The sequence below is a fragment of the Pseudomonas sp. AN-1 genome (assembly GCF_034057115.1).
GTDB lineage: Bacteria > Pseudomonadota > Gammaproteobacteria > Pseudomonadales > Pseudomonadaceae > Geopseudomonas.
Genome location: NZ_CP139195.1, coordinates 2,027,453 through 2,051,980, shown reverse-complemented (window position 1 = coordinate 2,051,980; position 24,528 = coordinate 2,027,453). Strand labels below are relative to the sequence as shown.

30 protein-coding genes are annotated in these 24,528 nt (G+C 66.3%); 25 read left to right on the top strand and 5 right to left on the bottom strand.

Features of this window, described 5'->3' with window-relative positions:
* Positions 1-15 precede the first annotated feature (15 nt).
* The gene (locus tag SK095_RS09445; protein ID WP_201485709.1) at positions 16-903 is read right to left on the bottom strand and encodes an SIR2 family protein; all 888 of its coding nucleotides are present in this window, start codon (positions 901-903) and stop codon (positions 16-18) included.
* A 440-nt stretch (positions 904-1,343) separates the two neighbouring features.
* Here SK095_RS09445 and nifH point away from each other — a divergent pair, with 440 nt between their 5' ends.
* From nifH to SK095_RS09410, 7 genes are all read left to right on the top strand, one after another.
* Positions 1,344-2,225, top strand: a complete 882-nt coding sequence (gene nifH, locus SK095_RS09440; protein WP_136489255.1) for a nitrogenase iron protein — start codon at positions 1,344-1,346, stop codon at positions 2,223-2,225.
* 120 nt (positions 2,226-2,345) lie between these two features.
* Complete coding sequence (gene nifD, locus SK095_RS09435) at positions 2,346-3,827, top strand: nitrogenase molybdenum-iron protein alpha chain (protein ID WP_320548691.1); 1,482 nt, start codon at positions 2,346-2,348, stop codon at positions 3,825-3,827.
* Between the two features lie 110 nt (positions 3,828-3,937).
* Positions 3,938-5,509, top strand: coding sequence for a nitrogenase molybdenum-iron protein subunit beta (nifK, locus tag SK095_RS09430; RefSeq protein WP_320548690.1), 1,572 nt, complete (start codon positions 3,938-3,940; stop codon positions 5,507-5,509).
* A gap of 129 nt (positions 5,510-5,638) precedes the next feature.
* Complete coding sequence (nifT, locus tag SK095_RS09425) at positions 5,639-5,857, top strand: putative nitrogen fixation protein NifT (RefSeq protein ID WP_136489252.1); 219 nt, start codon at positions 5,639-5,641, stop codon at positions 5,855-5,857.
* A gap of 5 nt (positions 5,858-5,862) precedes the next feature.
* The gene (locus SK095_RS09420) at positions 5,863-6,609 is read left to right on the top strand and encodes a dinitrogenase iron-molybdenum cofactor N-terminal domain-containing protein (RefSeq protein WP_320548689.1); all 747 of its coding nucleotides are present in this window, start codon (positions 5,863-5,865) and stop codon (positions 6,607-6,609) included.
* Position 6,610: 1 nt separating this feature from the next.
* A complete protein-coding gene (locus SK095_RS09415; protein WP_136491790.1) occupies positions 6,611-6,880 on the top strand; it encodes a DUF6129 family protein in 270 nt (89 codons plus the stop codon).
* Between the two features lie 8 nt (positions 6,881-6,888).
* A complete protein-coding gene (locus SK095_RS09410) occupies positions 6,889-7,617 on the top strand; it encodes a 4Fe4S-binding leucine-rich repeat protein (RefSeq protein ID WP_320548688.1) in 729 nt (242 codons plus the stop codon).
* Positions 7,618-7,701: 84 nt separating this feature from the next.
* On the opposite strand, the gene SK095_RS09405 is transcribed toward SK095_RS09410, so the two are convergent.
* Complete coding sequence (locus SK095_RS09405) at positions 7,702-8,109, bottom strand: type II toxin-antitoxin system HicB family antitoxin (protein ID WP_320548687.1); 408 nt, start codon at positions 8,107-8,109, stop codon at positions 7,702-7,704.
* Positions 8,110-8,280: 171 nt separating this feature from the next.
* A complete protein-coding gene (locus SK095_RS09400; protein WP_320548686.1) occupies positions 8,281-8,448 on the bottom strand; it encodes a type II toxin-antitoxin system HicA family toxin in 168 nt (55 codons plus the stop codon).
* Between the two features lie 194 nt (positions 8,449-8,642).
* Between SK095_RS09400 and hisN the strand changes: the two genes are divergently transcribed.
* From hisN to SK095_RS09325, 15 genes are all read left to right on the top strand, one after another.
* Entirely contained in the window at positions 8,643-9,434 is a 792-nt protein-coding gene (hisN, locus tag SK095_RS09395; RefSeq protein ID WP_320548685.1) for a histidinol-phosphatase, read from the top strand.
* Between the two features lie 405 nt (positions 9,435-9,839).
* Positions 9,840-10,256, top strand: coding sequence for a hypothetical protein (locus tag SK095_RS09390; RefSeq protein ID WP_320548684.1), 417 nt, complete (start codon positions 9,840-9,842; stop codon positions 10,254-10,256).
* Between the two features lie 284 nt (positions 10,257-10,540).
* Positions 10,541-11,899, top strand: coding sequence for a Shedu anti-phage system protein SduA domain-containing protein (locus SK095_RS09385; RefSeq protein ID WP_320548683.1), 1,359 nt, complete (start codon positions 10,541-10,543; stop codon positions 11,897-11,899).
* 353 nt (positions 11,900-12,252) lie between these two features.
* Complete coding sequence (locus SK095_RS09380) at positions 12,253-13,269, top strand: IS30 family transposase (RefSeq protein ID WP_320548682.1); 1,017 nt, start codon at positions 12,253-12,255, stop codon at positions 13,267-13,269.
* A gap of 516 nt (positions 13,270-13,785) precedes the next feature.
* Positions 13,786-15,213, top strand: a complete 1,428-nt coding sequence (gene nifE, locus SK095_RS09375) for a nitrogenase iron-molybdenum cofactor biosynthesis protein NifE (RefSeq protein ID WP_320548681.1) — start codon at positions 13,786-13,788, stop codon at positions 15,211-15,213.
* Between the two features lie 10 nt (positions 15,214-15,223).
* A complete protein-coding gene (nifN, locus tag SK095_RS09370) occupies positions 15,224-16,600 on the top strand; it encodes a nitrogenase iron-molybdenum cofactor biosynthesis protein NifN (protein ID WP_320548680.1) in 1,377 nt (458 codons plus the stop codon).
* 2 nt (positions 16,601-16,602) lie between these two features.
* Positions 16,603-17,079: a NifB/NifX family molybdenum-iron cluster-binding protein gene (locus SK095_RS09365; RefSeq protein ID WP_320548679.1), complete on the top strand. Its 477-nt coding sequence runs from the start codon at positions 16,603-16,605 to the stop codon at positions 17,077-17,079.
* 30 nt (positions 17,080-17,109) lie between these two features.
* Positions 17,110-17,592: a NifX-associated nitrogen fixation protein gene (locus tag SK095_RS09360; protein WP_320548678.1), complete on the top strand. Its 483-nt coding sequence runs from the start codon at positions 17,110-17,112 to the stop codon at positions 17,590-17,592.
* Positions 17,593-17,602: 10 nt separating this feature from the next.
* The gene (locus SK095_RS09355; RefSeq protein WP_320548677.1) at positions 17,603-17,812 is read left to right on the top strand and encodes a CCE_0567 family metalloprotein; all 210 of its coding nucleotides are present in this window, start codon (positions 17,603-17,605) and stop codon (positions 17,810-17,812) included.
* Between the two features lie 209 nt (positions 17,813-18,021).
* On the top strand, positions 18,022-18,321 hold the full coding sequence (gene fdxB, locus SK095_RS09350) for a ferredoxin III, nif-specific (protein ID WP_320548676.1): 300 nt from the start codon (positions 18,022-18,024) through the stop codon (positions 18,319-18,321).
* 12 nt (positions 18,322-18,333) lie between these two features.
* Positions 18,334-18,657 carry a 2Fe-2S ferredoxin gene (locus tag SK095_RS09345; RefSeq protein WP_320548675.1) on the top strand — a complete coding sequence of 108 codons (324 nt, stop codon included), beginning with the start codon at positions 18,334-18,336 and terminating at the stop codon, positions 18,655-18,657.
* 5 nt (positions 18,658-18,662) lie between these two features.
* Entirely contained in the window at positions 18,663-19,163 is a 501-nt protein-coding gene (locus tag SK095_RS09340) for a hypothetical protein (protein WP_320548674.1), read from the top strand.
* A complete protein-coding gene (locus SK095_RS09335; protein WP_320548673.1) occupies positions 19,163-19,537 on the top strand; it encodes a hypothetical protein in 375 nt (124 codons plus the stop codon). Before SK095_RS09340 ends, SK095_RS09335 begins: the two co-directional genes overlap by 1 nt.
* Entirely contained in the window at positions 19,534-20,283 is a 750-nt protein-coding gene (locus tag SK095_RS09330) for a DUF364 domain-containing protein (protein ID WP_320548672.1), read from the top strand. The genes SK095_RS09335 and SK095_RS09330 overlap by 4 nt, the downstream gene beginning before the upstream one ends.
* Positions 20,280-20,708, top strand: a complete 429-nt coding sequence (locus tag SK095_RS09325) for a hypothetical protein (RefSeq protein ID WP_320548671.1) — start codon at positions 20,280-20,282, stop codon at positions 20,706-20,708. The genes SK095_RS09330 and SK095_RS09325 overlap by 4 nt, the downstream gene beginning before the upstream one ends.
* A gap of 50 nt (positions 20,709-20,758) precedes the next feature.
* On the opposite strand, the gene SK095_RS09320 is transcribed toward SK095_RS09325, so the two are convergent.
* Positions 20,759-20,977 carry a Nif11-like leader peptide family natural product precursor gene (locus tag SK095_RS09320; protein ID WP_201485691.1) on the bottom strand — a complete coding sequence of 73 codons (219 nt, stop codon included), beginning with the start codon at positions 20,975-20,977 and terminating at the stop codon, positions 20,759-20,761.
* A gap of 220 nt (positions 20,978-21,197) precedes the next feature.
* On the bottom strand, positions 21,198-21,590 hold the full coding sequence (locus SK095_RS09315) for a hypothetical protein (RefSeq protein ID WP_320548670.1): 393 nt from the start codon (positions 21,588-21,590) through the stop codon (positions 21,198-21,200).
* A gap of 380 nt (positions 21,591-21,970) precedes the next feature.
* Here SK095_RS09315 and SK095_RS09310 point away from each other — a divergent pair, with 380 nt between their 5' ends.
* The 3 genes from SK095_RS09310 to nifS are packed head-to-tail and all read left to right on the top strand — an operon-like array spanning position 21,971 to position 24,518.
* On the top strand, positions 21,971-22,294 hold the full coding sequence (locus SK095_RS09310) for an iron-sulfur cluster assembly accessory protein (protein ID WP_320548669.1): 324 nt from the start codon (positions 21,971-21,973) through the stop codon (positions 22,292-22,294).
* 57 nt (positions 22,295-22,351) lie between these two features.
* A complete protein-coding gene (nifU, locus tag SK095_RS09305; protein ID WP_320548668.1) occupies positions 22,352-23,311 on the top strand; it encodes a Fe-S cluster assembly protein NifU in 960 nt (319 codons plus the stop codon).
* A gap of 1 nt (position 23,312) precedes the next feature.
* On the top strand, positions 23,313-24,518 hold the full coding sequence (gene nifS, locus SK095_RS09300) for a cysteine desulfurase NifS (RefSeq protein WP_320548667.1): 1,206 nt from the start codon (positions 23,313-23,315) through the stop codon (positions 24,516-24,518).
* The last annotated feature ends 10 nt before the right edge of the window (positions 24,519-24,528 follow it).

Below are 24,528 nucleotides of genomic sequence, written 5' to 3'. Positions count from 1 at the left end.
AGGCTCTCTTGTCGATCAAGGGATTCGGGCCACGAGCGTGGCGGTGGGGTTGCCGGCCGGGATGGCGGGTGCGGCTGCCGCGAGCAGCTCGCTCCAGTCGGCCTCGACCAGCTGAAGGTTCTTGCGCGCGCAGACCTTGCGTTCCTTGTCGGTCGGCTCGGCGATCAGCACCCAGCCGGCCGGTTCGGCGGCGTCGTGGATCAGGTCGCTCATCACCATGCGCTCGGTGTCGCGGTTGAAGCGCATGCCGAGGAACAGGTAGCGCTTGTTCTTGCGGCGCAGCTTGAGCCAGGCCGGCACGGCGAAGCCGCCCATCAGCTCGGTGATGTAGTCGACGAAGTCGGCGTCCGAGGCGACAAAGCTCGGCCTGGGCAGCGGCGTGCCGAGCGGCTTGAACAGCACCGGCAGGGCGGTGTCGACCTCGGCCAGTTCGAGCGGGCGGTAGTGGCCGGCCTCGCCCTGGTAGAGGTCGAAGCGATAGGGGGTGGCGGCGATGCGTGCGGCGCCGACCACCAGGGTGTGCGGGCGCTCGGCGTAGCGGCGCTGCAGCAGGTTGTCGCGGTTGCAGTCGATGAGGTAGGGCAGCTCCAGGTCGGCCAGCCACTGGTGCACGGGCGACGCCGTCCAGTTGTCGCCGGCGTAGGCCTGGGTCAGGAAGCGCTCGATGAAGCTGCGGCCCTTCTTGTTCTCCAGGTGCATGGCGGCGCGCGGGAACTCGTACATCAGCCGCGGCGACATCGGCTGGCCGCCGGTCATGGCGAGGATCAGGCTGTCGCTGTCGGCCGGCATCGGTCGGCCGCTGTCGCGGTCGGCCACCCCGCGCAGCACCTCGGGCCCCAGGTAGGGCACCACATGGCCCGTACGGAGCTCGGCGAGGATTTCGTTGATCAGGCTGCTGTTCACAGGGTTCTCCTGCTGGATGGTGCGTGATGGCGCGTTGAGCTACGCAATATCCGCACCACTCCCAGCAGGAGCTGGCAAGTCCTTGATATTCAATGATTAATCAATTGCGCCAGGAATCCTGGGTAATTATCCGGCCCGACAATAGGAAGTGCGCGGCCGACAATTGTCATGTTTGCCACAGGCCCCGGTGGCGAACTTTTTCGGCAATAAGGAAGGGGTTGAGAAGTTTGTTGGGTTGTCGCCATTGCCACATGTCTTGCGGGGATTTTGTTGTGTCCCGAACCGCTTCCGCTGTTTCTCGCCTTTATTGAAATTCCTTTGGATACAACGGCTTGCGAGTGTTTTTTGCGGCTGGCACAGACACTGCATTGACCAGGTTGCGCAGGCTTGTTCGGGCCTACAGCCCACGACAGTGGAAACGAAACCTGAGGAACTCAATTATGGCAATGCGTCAATGCGCTATCTACGGCAAGGGTGGGATCGGCAAGTCCACGACCACCCAGAACCTGGTCGCCGCCCTGGCCGAAATGGGCAATAAGGTGATGATCGTCGGCTGCGACCCGAAGGCCGACTCCACTCGCCTGATCCTGCACTCCAAGGCCCAGAACACCATCATGGAAATGGCCGCCGAGGCCGGCACCGTGGAAGACCTCGAGCTGGAAGACGTGCTCAAGGTCGGCTTCGGTGGCGTCAAGTGCGTCGAGTCGGGCGGCCCGGAGCCGGGCGTCGGCTGCGCCGGCCGTGGCGTGATCACCGCGATCAACTTCCTCGAAGAGGAAGGCGCCTATGACGACGACCTCGACTTCGTGTTCTACGACGTGCTCGGCGACGTGGTGTGCGGCGGCTTCGCCATGCCCATCCGCGAGAACAAGGCCCAGGAAATCTACATCGTCTGCTCCGGCGAGATGATGGCCATGTACGCCGCCAACAACATCTCCAAGGGCATCGTGAAGTACGCCAACTCCGGTGGCGTGCGTCTGGCCGGCCTGATCTGCAACAGCCGCAACACCGACCGCGAAGACGAGCTGATCATCGCCCTGGCCGAGAAACTGGGCACCCAGATGATCCACTTCGTGCCGCGCGACAACGTGGTGCAGCGCGCCGAAATCCGCCGCATGACCGTGATCGAGTACGACCCGCAGGCCAAGCAGGCCGACGAGTACCGCGCCCTGGCCAGCAAGATCGTCAGCAACAAGAAGCTGATCATCCCGACCCCGATCACCATGGACGAGCTGGAAGCGCTGCTGATGGAGTTCGGCATCATGGAAGAAGAGGACATGAGCATCGTCGGCAAGACCGCTGCCGAGGAAGTCAGCGCCTGAGCGCATCGCTCGTAGGACGGGGCAGGGCAGATGGGCCCTGCCGGAGCGTCGCACTGCGCCAGGCGCAGTGCGGCCCATCCGTTACCCGCACATGAACGCAAGGCAAGAGGAGTCATACCCATGTCCGGTATGTCGCGCGAAGAGGTCGAATCCCTCATCCAGGAAGTCCTGGAAGTTTATCCCGAGAAAGCCCGCAAGGACCGCGCCAAGCACCTGGCCGTCAACGACCAGTCGGTCGCCCAGTCGAAGAAGTGCATCACCTCCAACAAGAAGTCGCTGCCCGGTCTGATGACCATCCGCGGCTGCGCCTACGCCGGCTCCAAGGGCGTGGTGTGGGGTCCGATCAAGGACATGATCCACATCTCCCACGGCCCGGTGGGCTGCGGCCAGTACTCCCGCGCCGGCCGCCGCAACTACTACATCGGCACCACCGGCGTGAACGCCTTCGTGACCATGAACTTCACCTCGGACTTCCAGGAGAAGGACATCGTCTTCGGCGGCGACAAGAAGCTGTCCAAGCTGATCGACGAGGTGGAAACCCTGTTCCCGCTGAACAAGGGCATCTCCGTGCAGTCCGAGTGCCCGATCGGCCTGATCGGCGACGACATCGAGGCGGTGTCCAAGCGCAAGGCCGCCGAGCACGAGACCACCGTGGTGCCGGTGCGCTGCGAGGGCTTCCGCGGCGTGTCGCAGTCGCTCGGCCACCACATCGCCAACGACGCGGTGCGCGACTGGGTGCTGGGTGCCCGCGACGAGGACAACTCGTTCGCCACCACCCCCTACGACGTGGCGATCATCGGCGACTACAACATCGGCGGCGACGCCTGGTCTTCGCGCATCCTGCTGGAAGAGATGGGCCTGCGCGTGGTCGCCCAGTGGTCCGGCGACGGCTCCATCGCCGAGATCGAGCTGACCCCCAAGGTCAAGCTGAACCTGGTGCACTGCTACCGCTCGATGAACTACATCTCCCGCCACATGGAAGAGAAGTACGGCATCCCGTGGATGGAGTACAACTTCTTCGGCCCGACCAAGACCATCGAGTCGCTGCGCGCCATCGCCGCCCAGTTCGACGAGTCGATCCAGGCCAAGTGCGAGGAAGTGATCGCCAAGTACCAGCCGGAGTGGGAAGCCGTCGTCGCCAAGTACCGTCCGCGCCTGGAGGGCAAGCGCGTCATGCTCTACATCGGCGGCCTGCGTCCGCGCCACGTGATCGGCGCCTACGAGGACCTGGGCATGGAAGTGGTCGGCACCGGCTACGAGTTCGCCCACAACGACGACTACGACCGCACCATCAAGGAAATGGGCAACGCCACCCTGCTCTACGACGACGTCACCGGCTACGAGTTCGAGGAATTCGTCAAGAAGGTCAAGCCCGACCTGATCGGCTCCGGCATCAAGGAGAAGTTCATCTTCCAGAAGATGGGCATCCCCTTCCGCCAGATGCACTCCTGGGACTACTCCGGCCCGTACCACGGCTTCGACGGCTTCGCCATCTTCGCCCGTGACATGGACATGACCCTCAACAACCCGTGCTGGAAGAAGCTGCAGGCGCCCTGGCAGAAGGCCGAGGAGGCCGAGCTGAAGGTCGCCGCCAGCGCCTGACAGTCCGCAATCGTACCAGCCGTCCGCTGCGCGCGGCCCACCCCCCGGGGCCGCCCGCAGCCGACATCCGCCATCGCCGGCACAGATGAGTGCGGCGCAGGAGAAGAGTCATGAGCCAGCAAGTCGACAACATCAAACCCAGCTACCCGCTGTTCCGCGACCAGGAATACAAGGACATGCTTGCCCGCAAGCGCGATGCCTTCGAGGAGAAGCATCCGCAGGACAAGATCGACGAAGTGTTCCAGTGGACCACCACCCGGGAATACCAGGAACTCAACTTCCAGCGCGAAGCCCTGACCATCAACCCGGCCAAGGCCTGCCAGCCGCTCGGCGCCGTGCTGTGCGCCCTCGGCTTCGAGAAGACCATGCCCTACGTGCATGGCTCGCAGGGCTGCGTGGCCTACTTCCGCACCTACTTCAACCGCCACTTCCGCGAGCCGGTGTCCTGCGTGTCCGACTCGATGACCGAGGACGCCGCAGTGTTCGGCGGTCAGCAGAACATGAAGGACGGCCTGCAGAACTGCAAGGCCACCTACAAGCCGGACATGATCGCGGTGTCCACCACCTGCATGGCCGAGGTGATCGGCGACGACCTCAACGCCTTCATCAACAACTCGAAGAAGGAGGGCTTCATCCCGGACGAGTACCCGGTGCCCTTCGCCCACACCCCGAGCTTCGTCGGCAGCCACGTCACCGGCTGGGACAACATGTTCGAGGGCATCGCCCGCTACTTCACCCTGAACCACATGGAAGACAAGGTGGTCGGCAGCAACCACAAGGTCAACGTGGTACCGGGCTTCGAGACCTACCTGGGCAACTTCCGCGTGATCAAGCGCATGCTCAAGGAGATGGACGTCGGCTACAGCTTCCTCTCCGACCCGGAAGAAGTGCTGGATACCCCGGCCGACGGCGAGTTCCGCATGTACGCCGGCGGCACCACCCAGGACGAGATCAAGGACGCGCCGAACGCCATCACCACCCTGCTGCTGCAGCCCTGGCAGCTGGAAAAGACCAGGAAGCTGGTCGAGAATACCTGGAAGCAGGAGGTTCCCAAGCTCAACATCCCGATGGGCCTGGACTGGACCGACGAATTCCTGATGAAGGTCAGCGAGGCCACCGGCCAGCCGATCCCGGCCAGCCTGGCCAAGGAGCGCGGTCGCCTGGTCGACATGATCACCGACTCGCACACCTGGCTGCACGGCAAGAAGTTCGCCATCTGGGGCGACCCGGACTTCGTCATGGGCCTGGCCAAGTTCCTGCTGGAGCTGGGTTGCGAGCCGACCCACATCCTCTGCAACAACGGCAACAAGCGCTGGAAGAAGGCCATGGACGCCATCCTGGAGGCCTCGCCGTACGGCAAGGACTGCACCGTGTACATCGGCAAGGACCTCTGGCACCTGCGCTCGCTGGTGTTCACCGACAAGCCGGACTTCATGATCGGCAACAGCTACGGCAAGTTCATCCAGCGCGACACCCTGCACAAGGGCAAGGAGTTCGAGGTGCCGCTGATCCGCATCGGCTTCCCGATCTTCGACCGCCACCACCTGCACCGCTCCACCACCCTCGGCTACGAGGGCGCCATGCAGATGCTCACCACCATCGTCAACGCGGTGCTCGAGCGTCTCGACGAGGAAACCCGCGGCATGCAGGAAACCGACTACAACTACGACCTGGTCCGCTGAGTCGCAGCCCGTAGCGGTAGCGGCCGGGGCGGCGTGCGCCGCTCCGGCCCGCTTCGCACCACTGTCCGCCGGCGCCGGGGCCCGGCCCCCGGCGCCGGCGGACAGCCCATCCCGAACCGGAGAGCCGCCATGCCCAGCGTCATGATCCGCCGCAACCCCCAAGGTCAGCTGACCTTCTACATCGCCAAGAAGGACCAGGAAGAGATCGTCGTCGCCCTCGAGCACGACAGCGCCGAACTGTGGGGCGGCGAGGTCACCCTCGGCGACGGCTCGAGCTACTGGATCGAGCCGATCCCCCAGCCCAAACTGCCGATCACCCTGCGCGCCAAGCGGGCCGGCGAGGCCTGACGGTCATGAGCGCGCATCCCCCCCGGCATGCGCCGCTGCCCGCCCACCTGGCCCTGCGCATCGCCCTGGCCGCCCGTGCGCTCAGGGGCATCGACACCGCCCACCTGCTGCGCGCGCTGATCGCCGCGGTCGGCGAACCCATCACCGAGGCCCGCCTGCGCAAACTGCGCGCCGCGCGCCTGCAGGCCCGCCTGCAGGACACCGCGCCGCCCGGCGCCGCGGCGGAGATCGGCGAGCGCGCGCTGCACAGCGCCCTCGGCCTGCTCAAGGGCCGCGGCGTCAGCCTGCCCAGCGAACCGCCACCGCCGCCCGAGGCCTACCGCGACGGCGAGTTCGCCGGCTCGGTGCGCATCGCCTGCGCCTCCGACAACGGCGCGCGCATGGACGCCAGCTTCGGCCACTGCGCGCGCTTCCTGATCTACCAGATCTCGCCGCGCGCCAGCCGCCTGGTCGATGTGCGCGAGGCCGCCGCCTGCGCTCCCGACGAGGACCGCAATGCGCGGCGCGCCGAGCAGCTGCACGACTGCCAACTGCTCTACACCCTGAGCATCGGCGGCCCGGCCGCCGCCAAGGTGATCCGCGCCGGCGTGCACCCGATCCGCCAGGCCGAGGCCGTGCCGGCCGCCGAGATCGTTGCCGAACTGCAGCGCGTGCTGGCCGCCGCCCCGCCGCCCTGGCTGGCCAAGGCGATGGGCGCCGACGCCGACCTGCGCGTGCGCTTCACCAGTGACAGCCCCGAACGAGGACAGTGAGATGATCAGCCAGGAACTGCTCGACGACGTCATCCGCCAGGCCGAGGAAAGCATCCTCGACGACGCCCTGATCGCCCGCCTGCGCGCCGCCCACCCCGGCGTGCACTTCACCTGGTGCATGGACGACGACATCGCGGTCAACGCCCGGCCGGTGGCCGAGCGCGCCGCCTTCAACCTCTACCTGGTCAACTCCAGCGACCACTGCTCGGTGCTGACCAACGACGGCGACGCGGCTTCCGGCATCGTGCTGGCGGAAATCATCCCCGACTGAGGTGCGGCATGCTCGAGCAAGGTCCGGACAACACCCCCATCGGCGACTGCCGCGGCTGCGCCTTCAGCCGCCACCTGCTGCTCGCCGGGCGCTGCACCCCGGGCGACGCCTGCGTGGCGGTGCAGAGCGGCCGGCAGATCGACCGCTTCTTCCGCAACAACCCGCAGCTGGCGGTGCAGTACCTGGCCGACCCGTTCTGGGAGCGCCGCGCCATCGCCGTGCGCTACGCGCCGCTGGAGGCGCTGCCGGCCATGGTCCGCGACATCGACGAGGCGGTGCGCCGCGCGGTGGCCTACCGCCTGCCGCGCGAGCAGCTGCACCTGCTGATGCAGGACGAGGACCGCGAGGTGCGCATCACCGTGGCCGACCGCCTGCCGGTCGAGCAGCTCGAACAGATGGCCGCCGACCGCGACTACCTGGTGCGCGCCTACGTGGTCCAGCGCATCGCCCCGGGCCGGCTGTTCCGCTTCATCCGCGACGACGACCGCCAGGTGCGCAAGCTGGTCGCCAGGCGCCTGCCGGAGATCAGTCTCGGCCTGATGAGCCAGGACCCCGAACCGGAAATCCGCCGCATCGTCGCCTCGCGCCTGCACGGCGACGACGTGCTGCCGATGCTCCACGACCCCGACTGGACCGTGCGCCTGGCGGCGGTGGAGAACGCCCCGCTGGAGGCGCTGCGCACGCTGGACGAGCAGGACCCGGAGGTGCGGGCGGCGATCGGGGAGCGATTGGGGTAGGGGGCGCCGGGCGCAGCCTGGGCGTGTGCAGGCCGAGCTGCAGTTCTTCTGTCGGGCGCTGCTGCACCTGCCCGGCATGCCTGTTTACCTGCCGTGCTGCAGCACCCGCAGCGCCGCCTCGGCGAGGAAGCCCGAGCGGCTCTTCTGCTCCGGATGGTTCTTCACGTAGGCATCGATCCGCGCCAGCAGATGCTCCGGCAGCGTGGCGTTGAAGCGCACGGCCTTGCCCAGATAGGGCGTCACGTCGAAGTCGACCAGTGCCCAGACGCCACCGGCATAGTCCGGGTTCGCCGCGTGCACGTCGAGCTCCTGCGGCTGGGGCAACGGCACGCCATCGGCCACCAGCCCCTCGAAATGCAGCTCCAGCGCCTCGCGAACATTCTCCAGCGCCTCGTTCATGGTCGTACCTGCGGAGAAGCAACCCGGCACGTCGGGCACGGTCACCCCGTAGTCGCTGCCCTGGTCCTTGTGAATCACGACGGGATATTTCATCTGGCGCCTCCTCCTGCTGATGCAGGTCAATTGCATGAAGCCAATTTCCCAGTCCGTAGGGGCGAATTCATTCGCCTTGGCGGGGTATTTGGGCGAATGAATTCGCCCCTACAGCGGATTGACCAGGCTCTGAAGCTATTCATGCGATTGCCCTGCCTGCTGATGGCGGCCTCATTTCAGGCCGGCCTGTTTCAATATGCTCTGCAGTGTTCCCTTTGGAATCTCCGACTTCGGGTTGCCGGGCTTGGTCGGGTGCTTGAACTGGTGATGACTGCACTTGGCCGCCACCTCGTACCAGCCATCCGCCTCGAGCAACGCGATCACTTCCCTGCTGCGCATTGCCGTCTCCTTGTGCTGTGCGGTGTGTGGCGTACACACTTTTTGGCGCCTGCCTCTGGGCCACCCTTGGCGCCTGACGCCAAGCCGCCGGCCCAGGCAGTGCAACCCTCCCGGGATAACGAAGATCGCCCTGCCACAGCCAGCGCGCTGGCGGCTATCATCGCCACCTTCACGCCCAACATAGGTGATATCCGATGTCCCTGAGCGCAGAGCAACTCGCCGAGTACCAGGCCTTCGCCGAGCAACTGGCCGATGCCGCCGCCGCCGCCATCGCCCCTCACTTCCGCGCCCCGCTGGCGGTGGAGGACAAGGGCGGCCGGCTGTACGACCCGGTCACCGCGGCCGACAAGGCCGCCGAGCGGGCCATGCGCGAGCTGATCCTCGCCCGCTACCCCGAGCACGGCATCCTCGGCGAGGAAGAAGACGCCGTGGTCGGCAGCAGCGCGCTGACCTGGGTGCTCGACCCCATCGACGGCACCCGCGCCTTCATCACCGGCCTGCCGCTGTGGGGCACGCTGATCGCCCTCAACGACGGCCAGCGCCCGCTGCTCGGGGTGATGAACCAGCCGTTCACCGGCGAGCGCTACGTCGGCACCCCGGCCGGCGCCTGGCGCAACGGCGCGCCGCTGAAGACCCGCGCCTGCGCCAGCCTGTCCAGCGCCCGGCTGATGTGCACCACCCCGGACATGTTCGACACCCCGGCGCGGCGCCAGGCCTTCGACGCCGTGGCCGCCCAGGCCCAGCTGCTGCGCTTCGGCGGCGACTGCTACGCCTACTGCATGCTCGCCTCGGGCTTCGTCGACGCCATCGTCGAGGCCAGCCTGCAGCCCTACGACATCCAGGCGCTGATGCCCATCGTCGAGGGCGCCGGCGGCGTGGTGACCGCCTGGGACGGCGGCTCGGCGCAGAACGGCGGTGCGGTGATCGCCTGCGGCGACCCGCAGCTGCACGCCCAACTGATCGAGCTGCTGCGCCACGCCGCCTGAGGCGCGCGTCTGCCACTCTTTGATCGCTCCCACGCTCCGCGTCCGCTTCGGTGACGCCGAGCGTCACGGGCTGCGTTCCCACGCGGAGCGTGGGAACGATCAATTCCTGCATTGGCAACCGGACCGCGAGGGCTGCTCCGGTTGTTTTTTGTTTATGCGCTGCGATAACCTCGCTGACTATTGGATACCCCCGCAAGCAAGGGATTTGCAGTCATGGCGTATAAGCTGCCTTCATACCCAGATTCTTCCCCGAGGCCGCATTCCAGAGCGGTTCCTTTCTCCTGCTTGGGGATGTTATCCACCAACCCCCGCTCGGGGTGTTATGCACCAGTTGGTGTCTATTTATAGTTAGGCGTCATGCCTAGTGCGCGCAAAATAATCATGCCAAATCGGCTAGGAGAGAACATGAAAATCACACTATTTACCACGGCAATTTTTGTCCTTCTCGTTGGCTGCGTGAGTCCACAGATCCAGCGAAGCCCATATCAAATGAAGGTAACTGATTGGAGTGGAAATTCTCGTCCGTACTACCTTGCCGGCGAAGCGATCAATCTGCACGTTTGGTGGGATGCAAATTACGACACTGGAAAAGCCATTGATTGCTCATTCTCAAATTCATTCAATGGCACCATTGCATGGCGCGGGGTATTGGTAGTTCCCGAGTCCAAGCCGGGCCAACTACTACAGACCATTTGGAATCCAGCCTTTCCCACCGAAGGGCTAAAGCTTAAAGAGGGTTCATACGTTGCTGTATGTAACTTCAACAACGAAGGTAAAGCATCTGTCCCGCTGAATGTTGTTAGTGGAAAATCTGCGCAATAAAACGCCTAACAAGTCGTTGCAGCATCGCACGCTTCGCGTGCTGGACAGTTTTTAAGTCGCGGCTTTATGGTTTTGCTGCGCAAAAGTATTCCATAAAACCACAACTTAAAAACTGCCGCTGAACTCAGCGTTAGACCATCATCTCAAGCGAGGCGTGTGTGCAAGTGGAGTGCGAGAAGGACCGTGAAGAGCGATTGCCATCGCTGAACCTGGCGGGACGCAGTGGTCATCGCACTCGCACCGGCGGGTGGGGAGCAGGCGGTAACTGGCGTGACTAGAAACAGGTGCAATGGGTTGCTGCCCCTGCACTGGAATCGTTGCATGGTGCGGTGCTGCGGCCACACTGGAAGAATAACTCTTACATTAAGATAATGGAAACCATGGCCTCCTTACGTGAATCACTCGAAGCAGCCATCACCGAACTCACCATTCTCATAAACAACGAGGATGCGGGCGAGCAAGAGTTTCAGTCGTGGTTTGAGCGACACCCTGCTGCTTGGGAGGTGCTCGGGTTCCGGCGGTTTTTTCCTCACCCCGCGCTGAATCTTCCCGGGCAGACTCCCATGATTCTCGATTTCTTGGCAGAGCGGCCCGACGGCCTTTGGGAAATCGTTGAGCTTAAGCGTCCCGATACTGCCGTTCTCAAGAACCCTGAACGACGTACGACCTTCTACAGCGACATGACCTCTTATATCTCGCAATGCCGCGAGTATTCATTGCGGTGTTCGGATTCAGTCGTAATTTCGGATCTTCTCAATTCACGCGGGATTCGGATGAATGGCTGGCCCCATAGCATCATCATCGCCGGTCGCAGTTCCGGACTTGATCGAGTGAAGGTCCACGAATTGCTGCGGCATCTGACCCCGAAGATCACGCATTACACCTATGACGATATCCTTGATGCTCTCAATCAGCATTACGCCATTAAGTCGGAAGATGCCGCGGAGCCGGGACTTAATCTATTCTTCAATATCGGGCTAGGCGCCAAGACCTCCGACGCTGAAGAGTTCATCTTTGATCTTGGCGGCGCGAAGAATAAGGGGAGAATCTCGGTTGTTCGTCGCAGCGACGATGTAATCACCTTCATCGTTGTAGATGACGACGGACTTCGTTTTTCGCAAGACATCAAGCTTTCACGCCACTGCGACAAGGATGCCTTCGCATTCGGCCTCCGTACGGTAAAAACGGCGGACTCGTCATGGATCCTTCTTGAGATTAATGGATCCTACGTCGGTCAACATGAAGTGGCAGGCAATTCCTTCACTTTGGAATACGACACACCGTTTACCTTGGCTGCAGATATGAATGGCGCTCATGCAGCCGAGATGTTTGCTGGCGCTCTGCTGTACGTGCGGAAATCTGTCTCTATCGTGGAGCGATCATTCACGCGCGAGTACATGTTTGAGGACTTGTGGCCGCGGGACGATAGCAAGAGAACCACTCGAGTGAGGTTTCACTCCGGTCGATTTATGTACTCAATGGGACACCCCATTCTCGACCCAGGTCAACCGCCTTCGAATGACATGGTTCAGAGGAACTCTGATCTTCGGCCGTCTCTTGTGAATTGGGTTTCATCGAGTGCCGAATACACCGAATCTGAGGAGGCTCGGATTGGGCGAATTAATAGCAGCGTGCGCCGATAAGTGAGGCTTCCTCCCATCGGCGAATCCTTGCACCTCACACTGAGGTCTAACTTGGCAATCGACGCGGACGTCCTATCGGCCGGCCTTCGTCGGCCTACTGTCCGCCGGTCATTTCAACGTTAGGGCTTCCCAAGGTGCGGACCAATAACAAAAATTGCTCTACTTGCGGGTATAAGCTGACTGAGGGTGGCGATTGTCCTATATGTGGAAAACGGTGCTCAGCAGCACGGCGTCGCGCTGTAAACCCCTCTCGTGCCACTGCGAAGAAGGTTGCCCTATGGCGGTTTTTTCCGTATGGCTTGGCAGCGGCAAAAACTGAGTGCAACACCTGACCTTTCCGGTACGGTGTTGCCATGTCTTACCACGAACTCAGCGTTGAAGAGCGCTCCAACATCCAGGTCGGTCTGCTGCGCGGCATGAGCCAGAGGGCCATTGCCCGAATGCTCAACCGCAGCCCCTCGACGATCAGTCGCGAAATCCGCCGTAACCGCAGTACTCAGGGCGACTACATCACTCAGCATGCCCAGCGAGCGATGCGTGAACGCCGCATACCCTGCCGGCCCCGGCAAAAGCTGGTTCCCGGCAACGAGCTGTTCGAGTTGGTCATCCATCTGCTGCGAAAACGCTTTTCTCCCGAGCAGATTGCCGGCAAGCTCCGCGCCATGGAATTTCCAAACTTCGAAGACGCCTACGTCTGCCGCGAAACGATCTACAACGCGATCTATGCCTTGCCAGTCGGCGAGCTGCGCAAGGAGCTGATCATCTGCCTGCGGCAAGGCAAAACCACCCGCCGTCCGCGCTCTGGCGGGGTAGATCGACGTGGTCAGATCCCCGACATGGTCAGCATCCACGTGCGCCCACCGGAGATCGAGGATCGCGTGATGCCCGGCCACTGGGAAGGCGATCTGATCAAGGGTAAGGCCAACGCCTCGGCGGTAGGCACCTTGGTGGAGCGCACCAGCGGCTACCTGATGCTGGTAAAGATGAGCGATGCGACGGCGACCTCGGCTGTGGAGGGGTTCAGCGCGGCGCTGAATCGCATGCCGCTGGCTGTACGCAAGAGCATGACCTACGACCAGGGACGGGAAATGGCGCGGCACGCCGAAATCACGCAGAAGACCGGGGTGGCGATCTACTTCTGCGACCCGCACAGCCCCTGGCAGCGCGGCAGCAACGAGAACATCAACGGCCTGATCCGCCAGTACCTGCCCAAGGGTACGGACCTGTCGGTATACAGCCAGGAGCAGCTGGATGCCATTGCCTACGAGCTGAACATCCGGCCGCGCAAACGCTTCAATTGGAAGTGCCCGATTGAGATCATGACAGAGGTGGTGGCGTTGCAGCATGATGCACCTGCTTCAATCCAGTAACCGTGTTGCACTCAGCTCCTGCAACCGCCCGGCCTTTGCTGGGCGTTGCCGCCCGGGCCACTCTGTAGTTCGCGCAACGGGGGCCAAGCGCTCAATCGATCACGGGGATCATGATTGTTATCGGCCTTGTTCCGTTGCAGGACTCGCCTGTTCCGATAGTGTCGCTGTTCACCACAACCACAAGAAAATCTGCTCCTGCTTGGTGATCGCTCCCACGCTCCGCGTGGGAGTGCCTCACCGGACGCTCCGCGTCCGCTTCTGTGACGCAGAGCGTCACAGGCTGCGTTCCCACGCGGAGCGTGGGAACGATCAAAGTCGACAAGGCCGCCCCTCCGGCCTCACGCGGCCTTGTCGTTTCCACCCACCACCAGCCCCCCTTGTCGCAAACCCGACACCCCGCCATCTTTCCGACAACGCCATTCCAGATAAAAGACATATAAATCAATGAGTTAGCGCCTGGCACCGCCCTTGCAACACCCCCGTCACCAGCCAGCGACGTACCCACGGGGGTCAGCGATGAAAGCCAAGGACATTGCCGAGCTGCTCGACGAGCCTTCCTGCGAGCACAACAAGAAGGAGAAGTCCGGCTGCGCCAAGCCCAAGCCGGGCGCCACCGACGGTGGCTGTGCCTTCGACGGCGCGCAGATCGCCCTGCTGCCGATCGCCGACGTGGCGCACATCGTCCACGGGCCGATCGCCTGTGCCGGCAGTTCCTGGGACAACCGCGGCACCCGCTCCAGCGGCCCCGACCTGTATCGCATCGGCATGACCACCGACCTCAGCGAGCAGGACGTGATCATGGGCCGCGCCGAGAAGCGCCTGTTCCATGCCATCCGCCAGGCGGTGGAGAGCCACGCGCCGCCGGCGGTGTTCGTCTACAACACCTGCGTGCCGGCGCTGATCGGTGACGACCTCGACGCGGTGTGCAAGGCCGCCAGCGAGCACTTCAAGACCCCGGTGGTGCCCATCGACTCGGCCGGCTTCTACGGCACCAAGAACCTCGGCAACCGCATCGCCGGCGAGGCGATGCTCAAGCACGTGATCGGCAGCCGCGAGCCCGATCCGCTGCCGGCCGGTAGCGAACGCCCCGGCATCCGCGTCCACGACGTCAACCTGATCGGCGAATACAACATCGCCGGCGAGTTCTGGCACGTGCTGCCGCTGCTCGACGAGCTGGGTTTGCGCGTGCTGTGCACGCTGTCCGGCGATGCGCGCTTTCGCGAGGTGCAGACCATGCACCGCGCTGCGGTGAACATGATGGTCTGCTCCAAGGCCATGCTCAACGTCGCCCGCAAGCTGCAGGAGCGCTACGGCACGCCGTGGTTCGAGGGCAGCTTCTACGGCATCACCGACACCTCGCAGGCGCTGCGCGACTTCGCCCGGCTGATCGGCGATGCCGATCTCAGTGCGCGCACCGAGGCGCTGATCGAGCGCGAGGAGACGCGCATCCGCGCCGCCCTGGAGCCCTGGCGCGCGCGCCTGGAGGGCAAGCGCGTGCTGCTCTACACCGGTGGGGTGAAGTCCTGGTCGGTGATCTCCTGCCTGCAGGACCTGGGCATGAAGGTGGTCGCCACCGGCACCAAGAAGTCCACCGAGGAGGACAAGGCGCGCATCCGCGAGCTGATGGGCGACGAGGTGAAGATGCTCGACGAGGGCAACCCGCGCGCGCTGCTGAAGACCGTGGAGGAGTACCAGGCCGACATCCTGATCGCCGGCGGCCGCAACATGTACACCGCGCTCAAGGCGCGCATCCCTTTCCTCGACATCAACCAGGAGCGCGAATTCGGCTACGCCGGCTACGCCGGCATGCTCGAGCTGGTGCGCCAGCTGTGCCTGACCCTGGAGAGCCCGGTATGGGAGGCGGTGCGCCGCCCGGCGCCGTGGAGCGACATCGGCGGCGCGCCGCTCGGCGCTCCGCTTTCCGCGCTGTCTACGACCGCCTGAGGAGATCGCCATGGCCGAGATCGTCAATCGCAACAAGGCCCTCGCGGTCAGTCCGCTGAAGGCCAGCCAGACCATGGGCGGCGCCCTGGCCATCCTCGGCCTGGCGCGCAGCATGCCGCTGCTGCACGGCTCCGCCGGCTGCACGGCGTTCGCCAAGGTGTTCTTCGTCCGCCACTTCCGCGAGCCGGTGCCGCTGCAGACCACGGCGATGGACCAGGTCAGCTCGGTGATGGGCGCCGACGACAACGTGGTCGAGGCGCTCAAGACCATCTGCGAGAAGCAGAACCCGGCGGTGATCGGCCTGCTCTCCACCGCGCTGGCCGAGACCCAGGGCTGCGACCTGAACAGCGCGCTGCACGAGTTCCGCAGCCAGTATCCCGAGTTCGCCAGGGTGGCGGTGGTGGCGGTGAACACCCCGGACTTTTCCGGCAGCTTCGAGAGCGGCTTCGCCGCCACGGTGAAGGCGCTGATCGAGACCCTGGTGCCGGAGCGCCGCGACCAGGTCGGCAGGCGGCCGCGCCAGGTCAACGTGCTGTGCTCGGCGAGCCTGACGCCGGGCGACCTGGAGTTCATCGCCGAGAGCATCGAGAGCTTCGGCCTGCGCCCGCTGCTGATCCCCGACCTGTCCGGCTCGCTGGACGGCCACCTCGACGATGCGCAGTTCAATCCGCTGACCACCGGCGGCCTGACCCTCGACGAGCTGGCGACGGCCGGGCAGAGCGTCGCCACCCTGGTGGTCGGGCCCAGCCTGGAGGGCGCCGCCGATGCCCTGGCGGCGCGCACCGGCGTGCCGGAGCGGCGCTTCGGCCTGCTCATGGGCCTGGATGCGGTGGACGCCTGGCTGCTGGCGCTCAGCCGGATCAGCGGCAACCCGGTGCCGCAGCGCTGGCAGAAGCAGCGCCGCCAGCTGCAGGACGCCATGCTCGACAGCCACTTCATGCTCGGCGATGCGCGGGTGGCCATCGCCGCCGATCCCGACCTGCTGCTCGGCTTCGACGCCCTGCTGCGCGGCATGGGTGCGCGTACGGTGGCCGCGGTGGTGCCGGCGCGGGCGCCGGCGCTGGCCGCCTCGCCCCTGGCGAGCATCCAGGTCGGCGATCTCGAGGATCTCGAGCACGCCGCCGCCGCGCAGGGCGCGCAGCTGATCCTCGGCAACAGCCACGCGCTGGCCAGCGCCGGGCGCCTCGGCGTGCCGCTGCTGCGCGTAGGCTTCCCGCAGTACGACCTGCTCGGCGGCTTCCAGCGCTGCTGGAGCGGCTACCGGGCGACCGCCCAGACGCTGTTCGATCTGGCCAACCTGCTGGTCGAGCACCACCGGGGTCTGGCGCCCTACCACTCGATCTACGCGCAGAAGCCGGCCGCCGAGCGGCCGCAATGGAGGCACTGAGCATGGCCAGCCCGACCCGGCAGTTGCAGGTACTCGACGGCGAGGACGACGGCACCCTGCTGAAGGTGGCGTTCGCCTCCGCCGATCGCGAGACGGTCGACCAGCATTTCGGCTCGTCGCGCGCCTTCGTCATCTACGGCGTCAATCCCGAGCACGCCCAGCTGCTCAAGGTCATCGAGTTCGGCGACCTGGAGCAGGACGGCAACGAGGACAAGCTGGCCGTCAAGCTCGAGCTGCTCGACGGCTGCATCGCCGTGTACTGCCGCGCCTGCGGTGCCTCGGCGGTGCGCCAGCTGCTGGGCATCGGCGTGCAGCCGGTCAAGGTCGCCGAGGCGGCGCGTATCGACGAGCTGCTCGAGAGCCTGCAGGACGAGCTGCGCGAAGGCCCCTCGGCCTGGCTGGCCAAGGCCATCCAGCGCAGCCGCGGCGCCGATCTCCAGCGCTTCGAGGCCATGGCCGGCGAGGCCTGGGACGAGTAGCGCCACCCCTTATCCAGAGAGGAAAGCCCCATGTTCGACGTCGAGGAACAACCCGCGGTGGTGCAGGACGGCGATGCCGCCCTGCAGGAGCCGATCATCCGCCAGATGGTGGTGCAGCTGCGCGCCATGGACAGCTACGGCACCTACGACACCTGGAGCGATGCCCGCGTGCTCGATCCGCTGGTGCTGACCAGGGAGCGGCGCAAGGCCATCCCGGTGGTGGGCGATCCCGACGAGACCACCATCTCGCGGATCAAGGCCTACTACAACGCGCTGGCCCAGCTGCTCGAGGGCGAGACCGGCCTGCTCGCCGTGCCGGTGATCAACCTGAGCCACGAGGGGTTCGGCCGCGCGCTGATCCTGGTCGGCAAGCTGGTGGCGCTGGACAAGACCCTGCGCGACGTCCACCGCTTCGGCTTCGACTCGCTGGAGGCGCTGGTCGCCGAGGCGCAGAAGCAGCTGGACAAGGCCAGCGCGCTGGTCGGCGAGCACCGCGCCGTGGCAGAGCTCTGAGGAGGCCCGGATGAACGAGGAAGAACTCAAGGCGCTGAAGAAGGACGTCAGCCACAAGAAGCGCATCGCCAGCGACTGGGCCTCGCAGATCCACGACCTGGTCGAGGATCGCCTGCTGAGCGACTACGACGCGCTGCCCGAGCTGGCCCGCCAGGCCCATCAGGCCTGCGTCGACTGGGCCGCGGCCAAGGCGCGCCTGGACGCCTGCGAAGGGGCCTGAGCCCCGCCCACGGCGGCGGCTCACGAGGCCGCCGGCCGACATTACCCGCGGGTCGTTGCGGCCCGCAGCCGACGTCCGCCTGCGGCGGACTCCGCGCGGCCCACCCGGCTGCGCGCCCCTGTGGGGCAGAACAGCACGAGAGCGGCTGCCAGCCGCCGATCGACAACCGTTGGCCGCGCCACCGCCGGTGGCGGCGAGGAGAGTGAAGCATGGCTGAGACAACGATTACCGGGCGTACCCGGGGGGGCGCCGAGTGGACTCCGCAGTTCGTCACCGCGCTGGACGCGCAGAAGTGCATCGGCTGCGGCCGCTGCTACAAGGTCTGCCCGCGCGACGTGTTCGACCTGGTCGACCGCGCCGAGCTGATGGGCGAGGACGACGACCTCTACGACGAGGACGACGAGATGAAGGTAATGGTGGTCAAGGACGCCATGGACTGCATCGGCTGCCAGGCCTGCGCCGCGGTCTGTCCCAAGCAGTGCCACAGCCACGCCGCCGCCGCGGCCTGAGGAGAGCGGATCATGGCCAAGCCCGAGTTCCACATCTTCGTCTGCGCCCAGCGCCGCGCCGACGGCCATCCGCGCGGCAGCTGCGGCGCCAAGGGCGCCGAGGCGGTGTACAACGCCTTCGCCCAGCTGCTGATCCAGCACAACCTCAGCAACCGCATCGCCCTGACCAGCACCGGCTGCATGGGCCCCTGCCAGGCCGGGGCCAACGTGCTGGTCTACCCCGGGGCGGTCATGTACAGCTGGCTCGAGCCGCAGGATGCGGCGCTCATCGTCGAGCAGCATCTGCTGGGCGGCGAGCCCTGGGCGGACAAGCTGACCCCCGCCGAACTCTGGTGACGCCCATGGCCGAAGTGCTGCTGTTCGCCCCGGAGCGGGCGTTCTTTTCCGACAGTACGCCGCAGAAGCTGCGCTTCCTGCTCAACCATGCGCTGTGCGCGGCCACGCCGGACGGGGTCGAGGCCCTGCTGCTGGAGGCGCGCCGGCGCTGGCCGGAGGAGCCGGACGCGCACATCGGCCTGTACAAGTTCTACTTCGTCAGCCAGCGCTACGGCGAGGCCGAGGCGGCGGTCTGGCAGGCGCTGCGCGAGGCGGCGCGCGGCGCCGGCATCGCCCGCAACTACCGGCGCCAGCGGCCGGCCAGCGCCGACTGGACGCAGCGCCAGGGACCGCTGCGCCTGTACCTGTTCAGCCTCAAGGCGCTCGGCGTGATCCGCCTGCGCCGCGGCCGGGTGGCGCAGGCCGAGCGGGTGCTGGCCAAGCTGCTGGAGCTCGACCCGTTCGACGAGATCGGTGGCGGCGCCTTCCTGCAGATCGCCCGCTCGTTCGACGAGGAGGCGGCCTGATGGCGACGACCCTGCAACAGCGCCTCGACGCCGCCCGGCCGCTGCTCGCCGAACTGTGGCCGGCGCTGGCCGCCTGCCTGGCGCGTGCCGGCATCGAGGAAGCGCTTGCGGTGGCCGGCACGCCGCCGGCGCGCGGCGAGCTGCGCGAGGATCCCTACGACCACAGCCAGGCGCTGTACGCCGAGTGGCGCAGCGCCGGCGGCGCGCTGCTGGGCAGCCTGCTGGTGCACGCCGACGGCCAGGCCTTCGCCGAGTTCGACGTGCTGCGCCCGCATCCGCGCAAGCCCTTGTGGATGGTCGAGGCGGTCACCGCCTGGGGCCGCGTCGGCGCGCTGAAGAGCGAGCTGCGCCTGCTGCCGGCGCTCGGCTCATGAGCGCCGTCTACGACTGGCTGCTGGCCAGCGCCAGCAGTCGCGAGCCGGTACAGGGCGTGCTGCTCGGCCTGAACTGGACCCTGGCCGAGAGCGCCGGCGGTTGCGGCTTCGCCTTCAGCCCGCGGCAGGTGCCGCGCACCCTCGGCTGGGCCGGCACCCTGGCCGGCCGCTCGGCCGCCGAGCTGCGCCCCTGGCTGCGCTCCTGGGATGCCGCCGAGGCGGCGGTGGGGCTGGCCGTGCTCAATGCCGGAATCAACGCGCGTTCGCCCTGCCTGGTCGAGGCCGTGCCGCTGCGCGGCGAAGCGCCCGGCCATCTGCGGGTGTTCGCCCATTTTCGTCCGCAACTGGACGGGCAGCGGGTGGCGGTGATCGGCCGCTATCCGGGGCTGGAGCGCCTGTGGCACGACCTCGACTACCAGTGCCTGGAGCGCAACCCGCAGGACGGCGACCTGCCGGACAGCGCCGCCGAGTTCGTCCTGCCGCAGGCCGACTGGGTGTTCGTCACCGCCAGCAGCCTGGCCAACCAGACCTTGCCGCGCCTGCTGGAGCTGTCGCGCCAGGCGCGGGTGGTGCTGATGGGGCCGAGCCTGCCGTGGCTGGAGGGTTGGCGCGACTTCGGCGTCGACTACCTGGCCGGCGTGCGGGTGCTGGATGCCGCCGCGGCGTACCGGGTGGCGGCCGAGGGCGGCGGCACCCGGCTGTTCGCCGGGCCGGTGGAATATGCCCTGCTGGCGCTGAATCCATGAGCGCCGCAGCCAACGACCAGGCGCTGCCCTGGCGGATGCTGGTCTGCCACAAGCATCCGGTCAGCGCGCGCCTGCGCTTCCTGATCCCCGAGCAGGGCGGGGTGGTGCTGCCGCAGCCGCTGCCGCGCCTGGCCGTGCTCGCCGCGCCGGGCGCCGAGGCGCCGGTGCAGAGCCACCCGGCCAGCGCCCTGCGCCAGCTGCAGGAACTCCTCGGCATCCAGCCGGCGCTGGAGCTGGTCGGCGAATTCCATCTGCATCTGGAGGTGCCGGGCCTGCTGCTGCCGGTCTACCTGGCCGCGCTGCCCGGCCATGAGCTGTGCCCGCCGCCGCCCGGCACCCGCTGGATCGAGCTGCCGCAGAGCATCGGCATGCCCTGGCTCGACCGCGAGCTGCTGCGCCGGGTCTACGAGGTGCTGCTCGGCTGAGTCCCGGCCCGGCGGGGCGCTGTCGGCTCCCCGCCGGGCCGTCTGGCGCCTCAGGCGCGCAGCAGCGCCTTGGCCAGCTTGGCCGACAGTTGGTCCTCGGTGAACTGCGGCTCGTTCGGCGGGTAAAGGGCGTCCTCGACGATGGTGAAGCCGGCCTCCTTGGCCAGGCCGATCATCTCGCGCACTTTTTCGCAGGCTTTCAGCTTCTCGCCCAGGCTGGGGTCGGCCTTGGTCTGCGCCGAGAAGGCTTGGATTTCCTTGATGGACATGGGGCTCTCTCTGTCACGGTGGAAGGGATGGCCAGGGCCGCGGCGGTGGGCCATGGGATGCCCGTGCCGGACTGTCGGCACGCCGCTGCGGACCTTGCCGAGTCTCCGTGGTGCAACCCGGATGCCAAGAAAAAGACATTGGATATCAATGACTTGAGTGAAGCGCATTGTCGCGTTGGCGCCAATCGCACAGGTCGGGGTTGCAGCATTGCGCACAGCTTCAGCGCGGCATGGCCGGGCTGAAGCTGTAGAAGCCGTGGCCTTCGCCCTGTTCGTCGTTGCACACCCGCCGATGCACCAGCCAGCGGCCGTCGCGCAGCCGCCAGGCGGCCAGCGTCTCGCCGTACAGGGTGCACAGGTAGAACTCCTCGTCGTCGTCGCTGCGCCATTCGGTGACGGCGTAGTGGTGGGCGTAGTAGCAGGCGCTGCGTCGGGCGTCGTAGCCGAAGCAGCGCGCGGCGGCCAGTTCGGCGTCGCGATGCACTTCGAAGCTGACCGGTGTCAGCACCTCGCCCTGCCATGCGGCCGGCAGGCGGTCGCGCCAGTCCGGCGACGGCGTGGGGCAGGGCAGTGGTTGCCGTGGGGCGTTCCTGTGCTGTCGGCTAATGAACAATGGGCGTTCCTCCATCCTGGGTTCTGCCGTGAACGGTGGTGATCTGTCGTTCGACTGCGGTCAGTTGCGGCATTCATCGCCGCCGTCGGCTGCGTGGCTCGGTGAGCGTTATATAGCCGAAGCAATAACGGTGCCGATCTGCACGCGTGGCGCCAGGCCGCGCTGCGCCGCACTTGCGGGGGCTGCGCCCCCGCCATTGCCCTTGTCGCAAAGCCGACAACGCCCGGCGCAGGTGTCGTTCGCGACAGCGCCCGACATCGCCGGTTTTCATCAACCCATTGAATCAAAAGGAATTTTCATCAGTCCTGGCGATGGCATATGGCTTGCAAATCCCTTGACAACGGTTGGCCAGACCACCGCACAGCTGAGGAGACAAGCCGATGATCATCATGACCGACAGCGCCAAGACCGCCGTCAACCGTTTCATCAGCAGCAGCGCCAAGCCGATTGCCGGCCTGCGCATTCGCGTCGAGGGTGGCGGCTGCTCCGGACTCAAGTACAGCCTCAAGCTGGAGGAGGAGGGCAGCGACGGCGACCAGGCCGTCGATTGCGGCGGCATCACCCTGCTGGTCGACGAGACCAGCGCGCCGCTGCTCGAGGGCGTGACCATGGACTTCGTCGAGAGCATGGAAGGCAGCGGCTTCACCTTCGTCAATCCGAACGCCAGCAGCAGCTGCAGCTGCGGCAAATCCTTCGCCTGCTAAGACATCGAAGTCGCCGGCGAAGACCGGCGATCCAGGAATCACCGGAGATCAGCCGTCATGTGGGATTACTCGGAAAAGGTCAAAGAACACTTCTACAACCCGAAGAACGCCGGGGCGGTGGCCGAGGCCAACGCCATCGGCGACGTCGGCTCGCTGAGCTGCGGCGACGCGCTGCGCTTGACCCTCAAGGTCGACCCGGATACCGACGTCATCCTCGACGCCGGTTTCCAGACCTTCGGCTGCGGCTCGGCCATCGCCTCCAGCTCGGCGCTCACCGAGATGATCAAGGGCCTGACCGTCGACCAGGCGCTCAGGATCAGCAACCAGGACATCGCCGACTTCCTCGACGGCCTGCCGCCGGAGAAGATGCACTGCTCGGTGATGGGCCGCGAGGCGCTGCAGGCCGCGGTGGCCAACTACCGCGGCGAGGAACTCGACGACGACCACGAGGAAGGCGCGCTGGTCTGCAAGTGCTTCGCCGTCGACGAGGTGATGGTCCGCGAGACCATTCGCGCCAACAACCTGTCCACCGTCGAGGACGTCACCAACTACACCAAGGCCGGCGGTGGCTGCTCGGCCTGCCACGAGGGCATCGAGCGCCTGCTCGGCGAGGAGCTGGCCGCCCGCGGCGAGGTGTTCGTCGCCGCGCCGACCAGGGCCAAGGCCAAGTCGAAGTCCGGGCTGGTCAACCTCAACGCGCCGGCCCCGGTCGCCGAGCCGGAACCCGCCGCGCCGGCGCCGAAGCTGACCAACCTGCAGCGCATCCGCCGCATCGAGGCGGTGCTGGAGTCGATCCGCCCGACCCTGCAGCGCGACCACGGCGACGTCGAGCTGCTCGAGGTCGACGGCAGGAACGTCTACGTCAAGCTGACCGGCGCCTGCACCGGCTGCCAGATGGCCAGCATGACCCTCTCCGGCATCCAGCAGCGGCTGATCGAGGATCTCGGCGAGTTCCTCAAGGTGATTCCGGTCAGCGCCGCCGGCGCCGCGGCCGCCCATGCGCAACTGGAGGTGTGAGATGGCCGACGTCTACCTCGACAACAACGCCACCACCCGCGTCGACGACGAAGTGGTGCAGGCCATGCTGCCGTTCTTCACCGAGCAGTTCGGCAACCCCTCGTCGCTGCACAGCTTCGGCAACCGCGTCGGCCTGGCCCTGAAGCAGGCCCGCCAGCGCGTGCAGCAGCTGCTCGGCGCCGAGCATGATTCGGAGATCGTCTTCACCTCCTGCGGCACCGAGGCCGACTCCACGGCGATCCTCTCCGCGCTCAAGGCGCAGCCCGAGCGCCGGACCATCATCACCACGGTGGTCGAGCACCCGGCGATCCTCAGCCTGTGCGACCACCTGGCCAGCGAAGGCTACATGGTGCACAAGCTCAAGGTGGACAAGCGGGGCCGCCTGGATCTCGCCGAGTACGCCAGCCTGCTGTCCGACGACGTGGCCATCGTCTCGGTGATGTGGGCCAACAACGAGACCGGCACGCTGTTCCCGGTGCTGGAGATGGCGCAGATGGCCGACGACGCCGGCATCATGTTCCACACCGACGCGGTGCAGGCGGTCGGCAAGGTGCCGATGAACCTGCAGGACAGCGCCATCCACATGCTCTCGCTGTCCGGCCACAAGCTGCACGCGCCCAAGGGCATCGGCGTGCTCTACCTGCGCCGCGGCACCCGCTTCCGCCCGCTGCTGCGCGGCGGCCACCAGGAGCGCGGCCGCCGCGCCGGCACCGAGAACGCCGCCTCCATCGTCGGCCTCGGCGTCGCCGCCGAGCGCGCGCTGGCCTTCATGGAACACGAGAACACCGAGGTGGCGCGCCTGCGCGACAGGCTGGAGACCGGCATCCTCGCCGCCGTGCCCTACGCCTTCGTCACCGGCGACCCGGGCAACCGCCTGCCCAACACCGCCAACATCGCCTTCGAGTACATCGAGGGCGAGGCGATCCTGCTGCTGCTCAACAAGGTCGGCATCGCCGCCTCCAGCGGCTCGGCCTGCACCTCGGGCTCGCTGGAGCCCTCCCACGTGATGCGCGCGATGGACATTCCGTACACCGCCGCCCACGGCACGGTGCGCTTCTCGCTGTCGCGCTACACCACCGAGGCGGAGATCGACCGGGTGATCGCCGCTGTGCCGCCGATCGTCGCCCAGCTGCGCAAGCTGTCGCCGTACTGGAGCGGCAACGGCCCGGTGGAGGCCGACAAGGCGTTCGCCCCGGTCTACGCCTGAGCGACGCCAA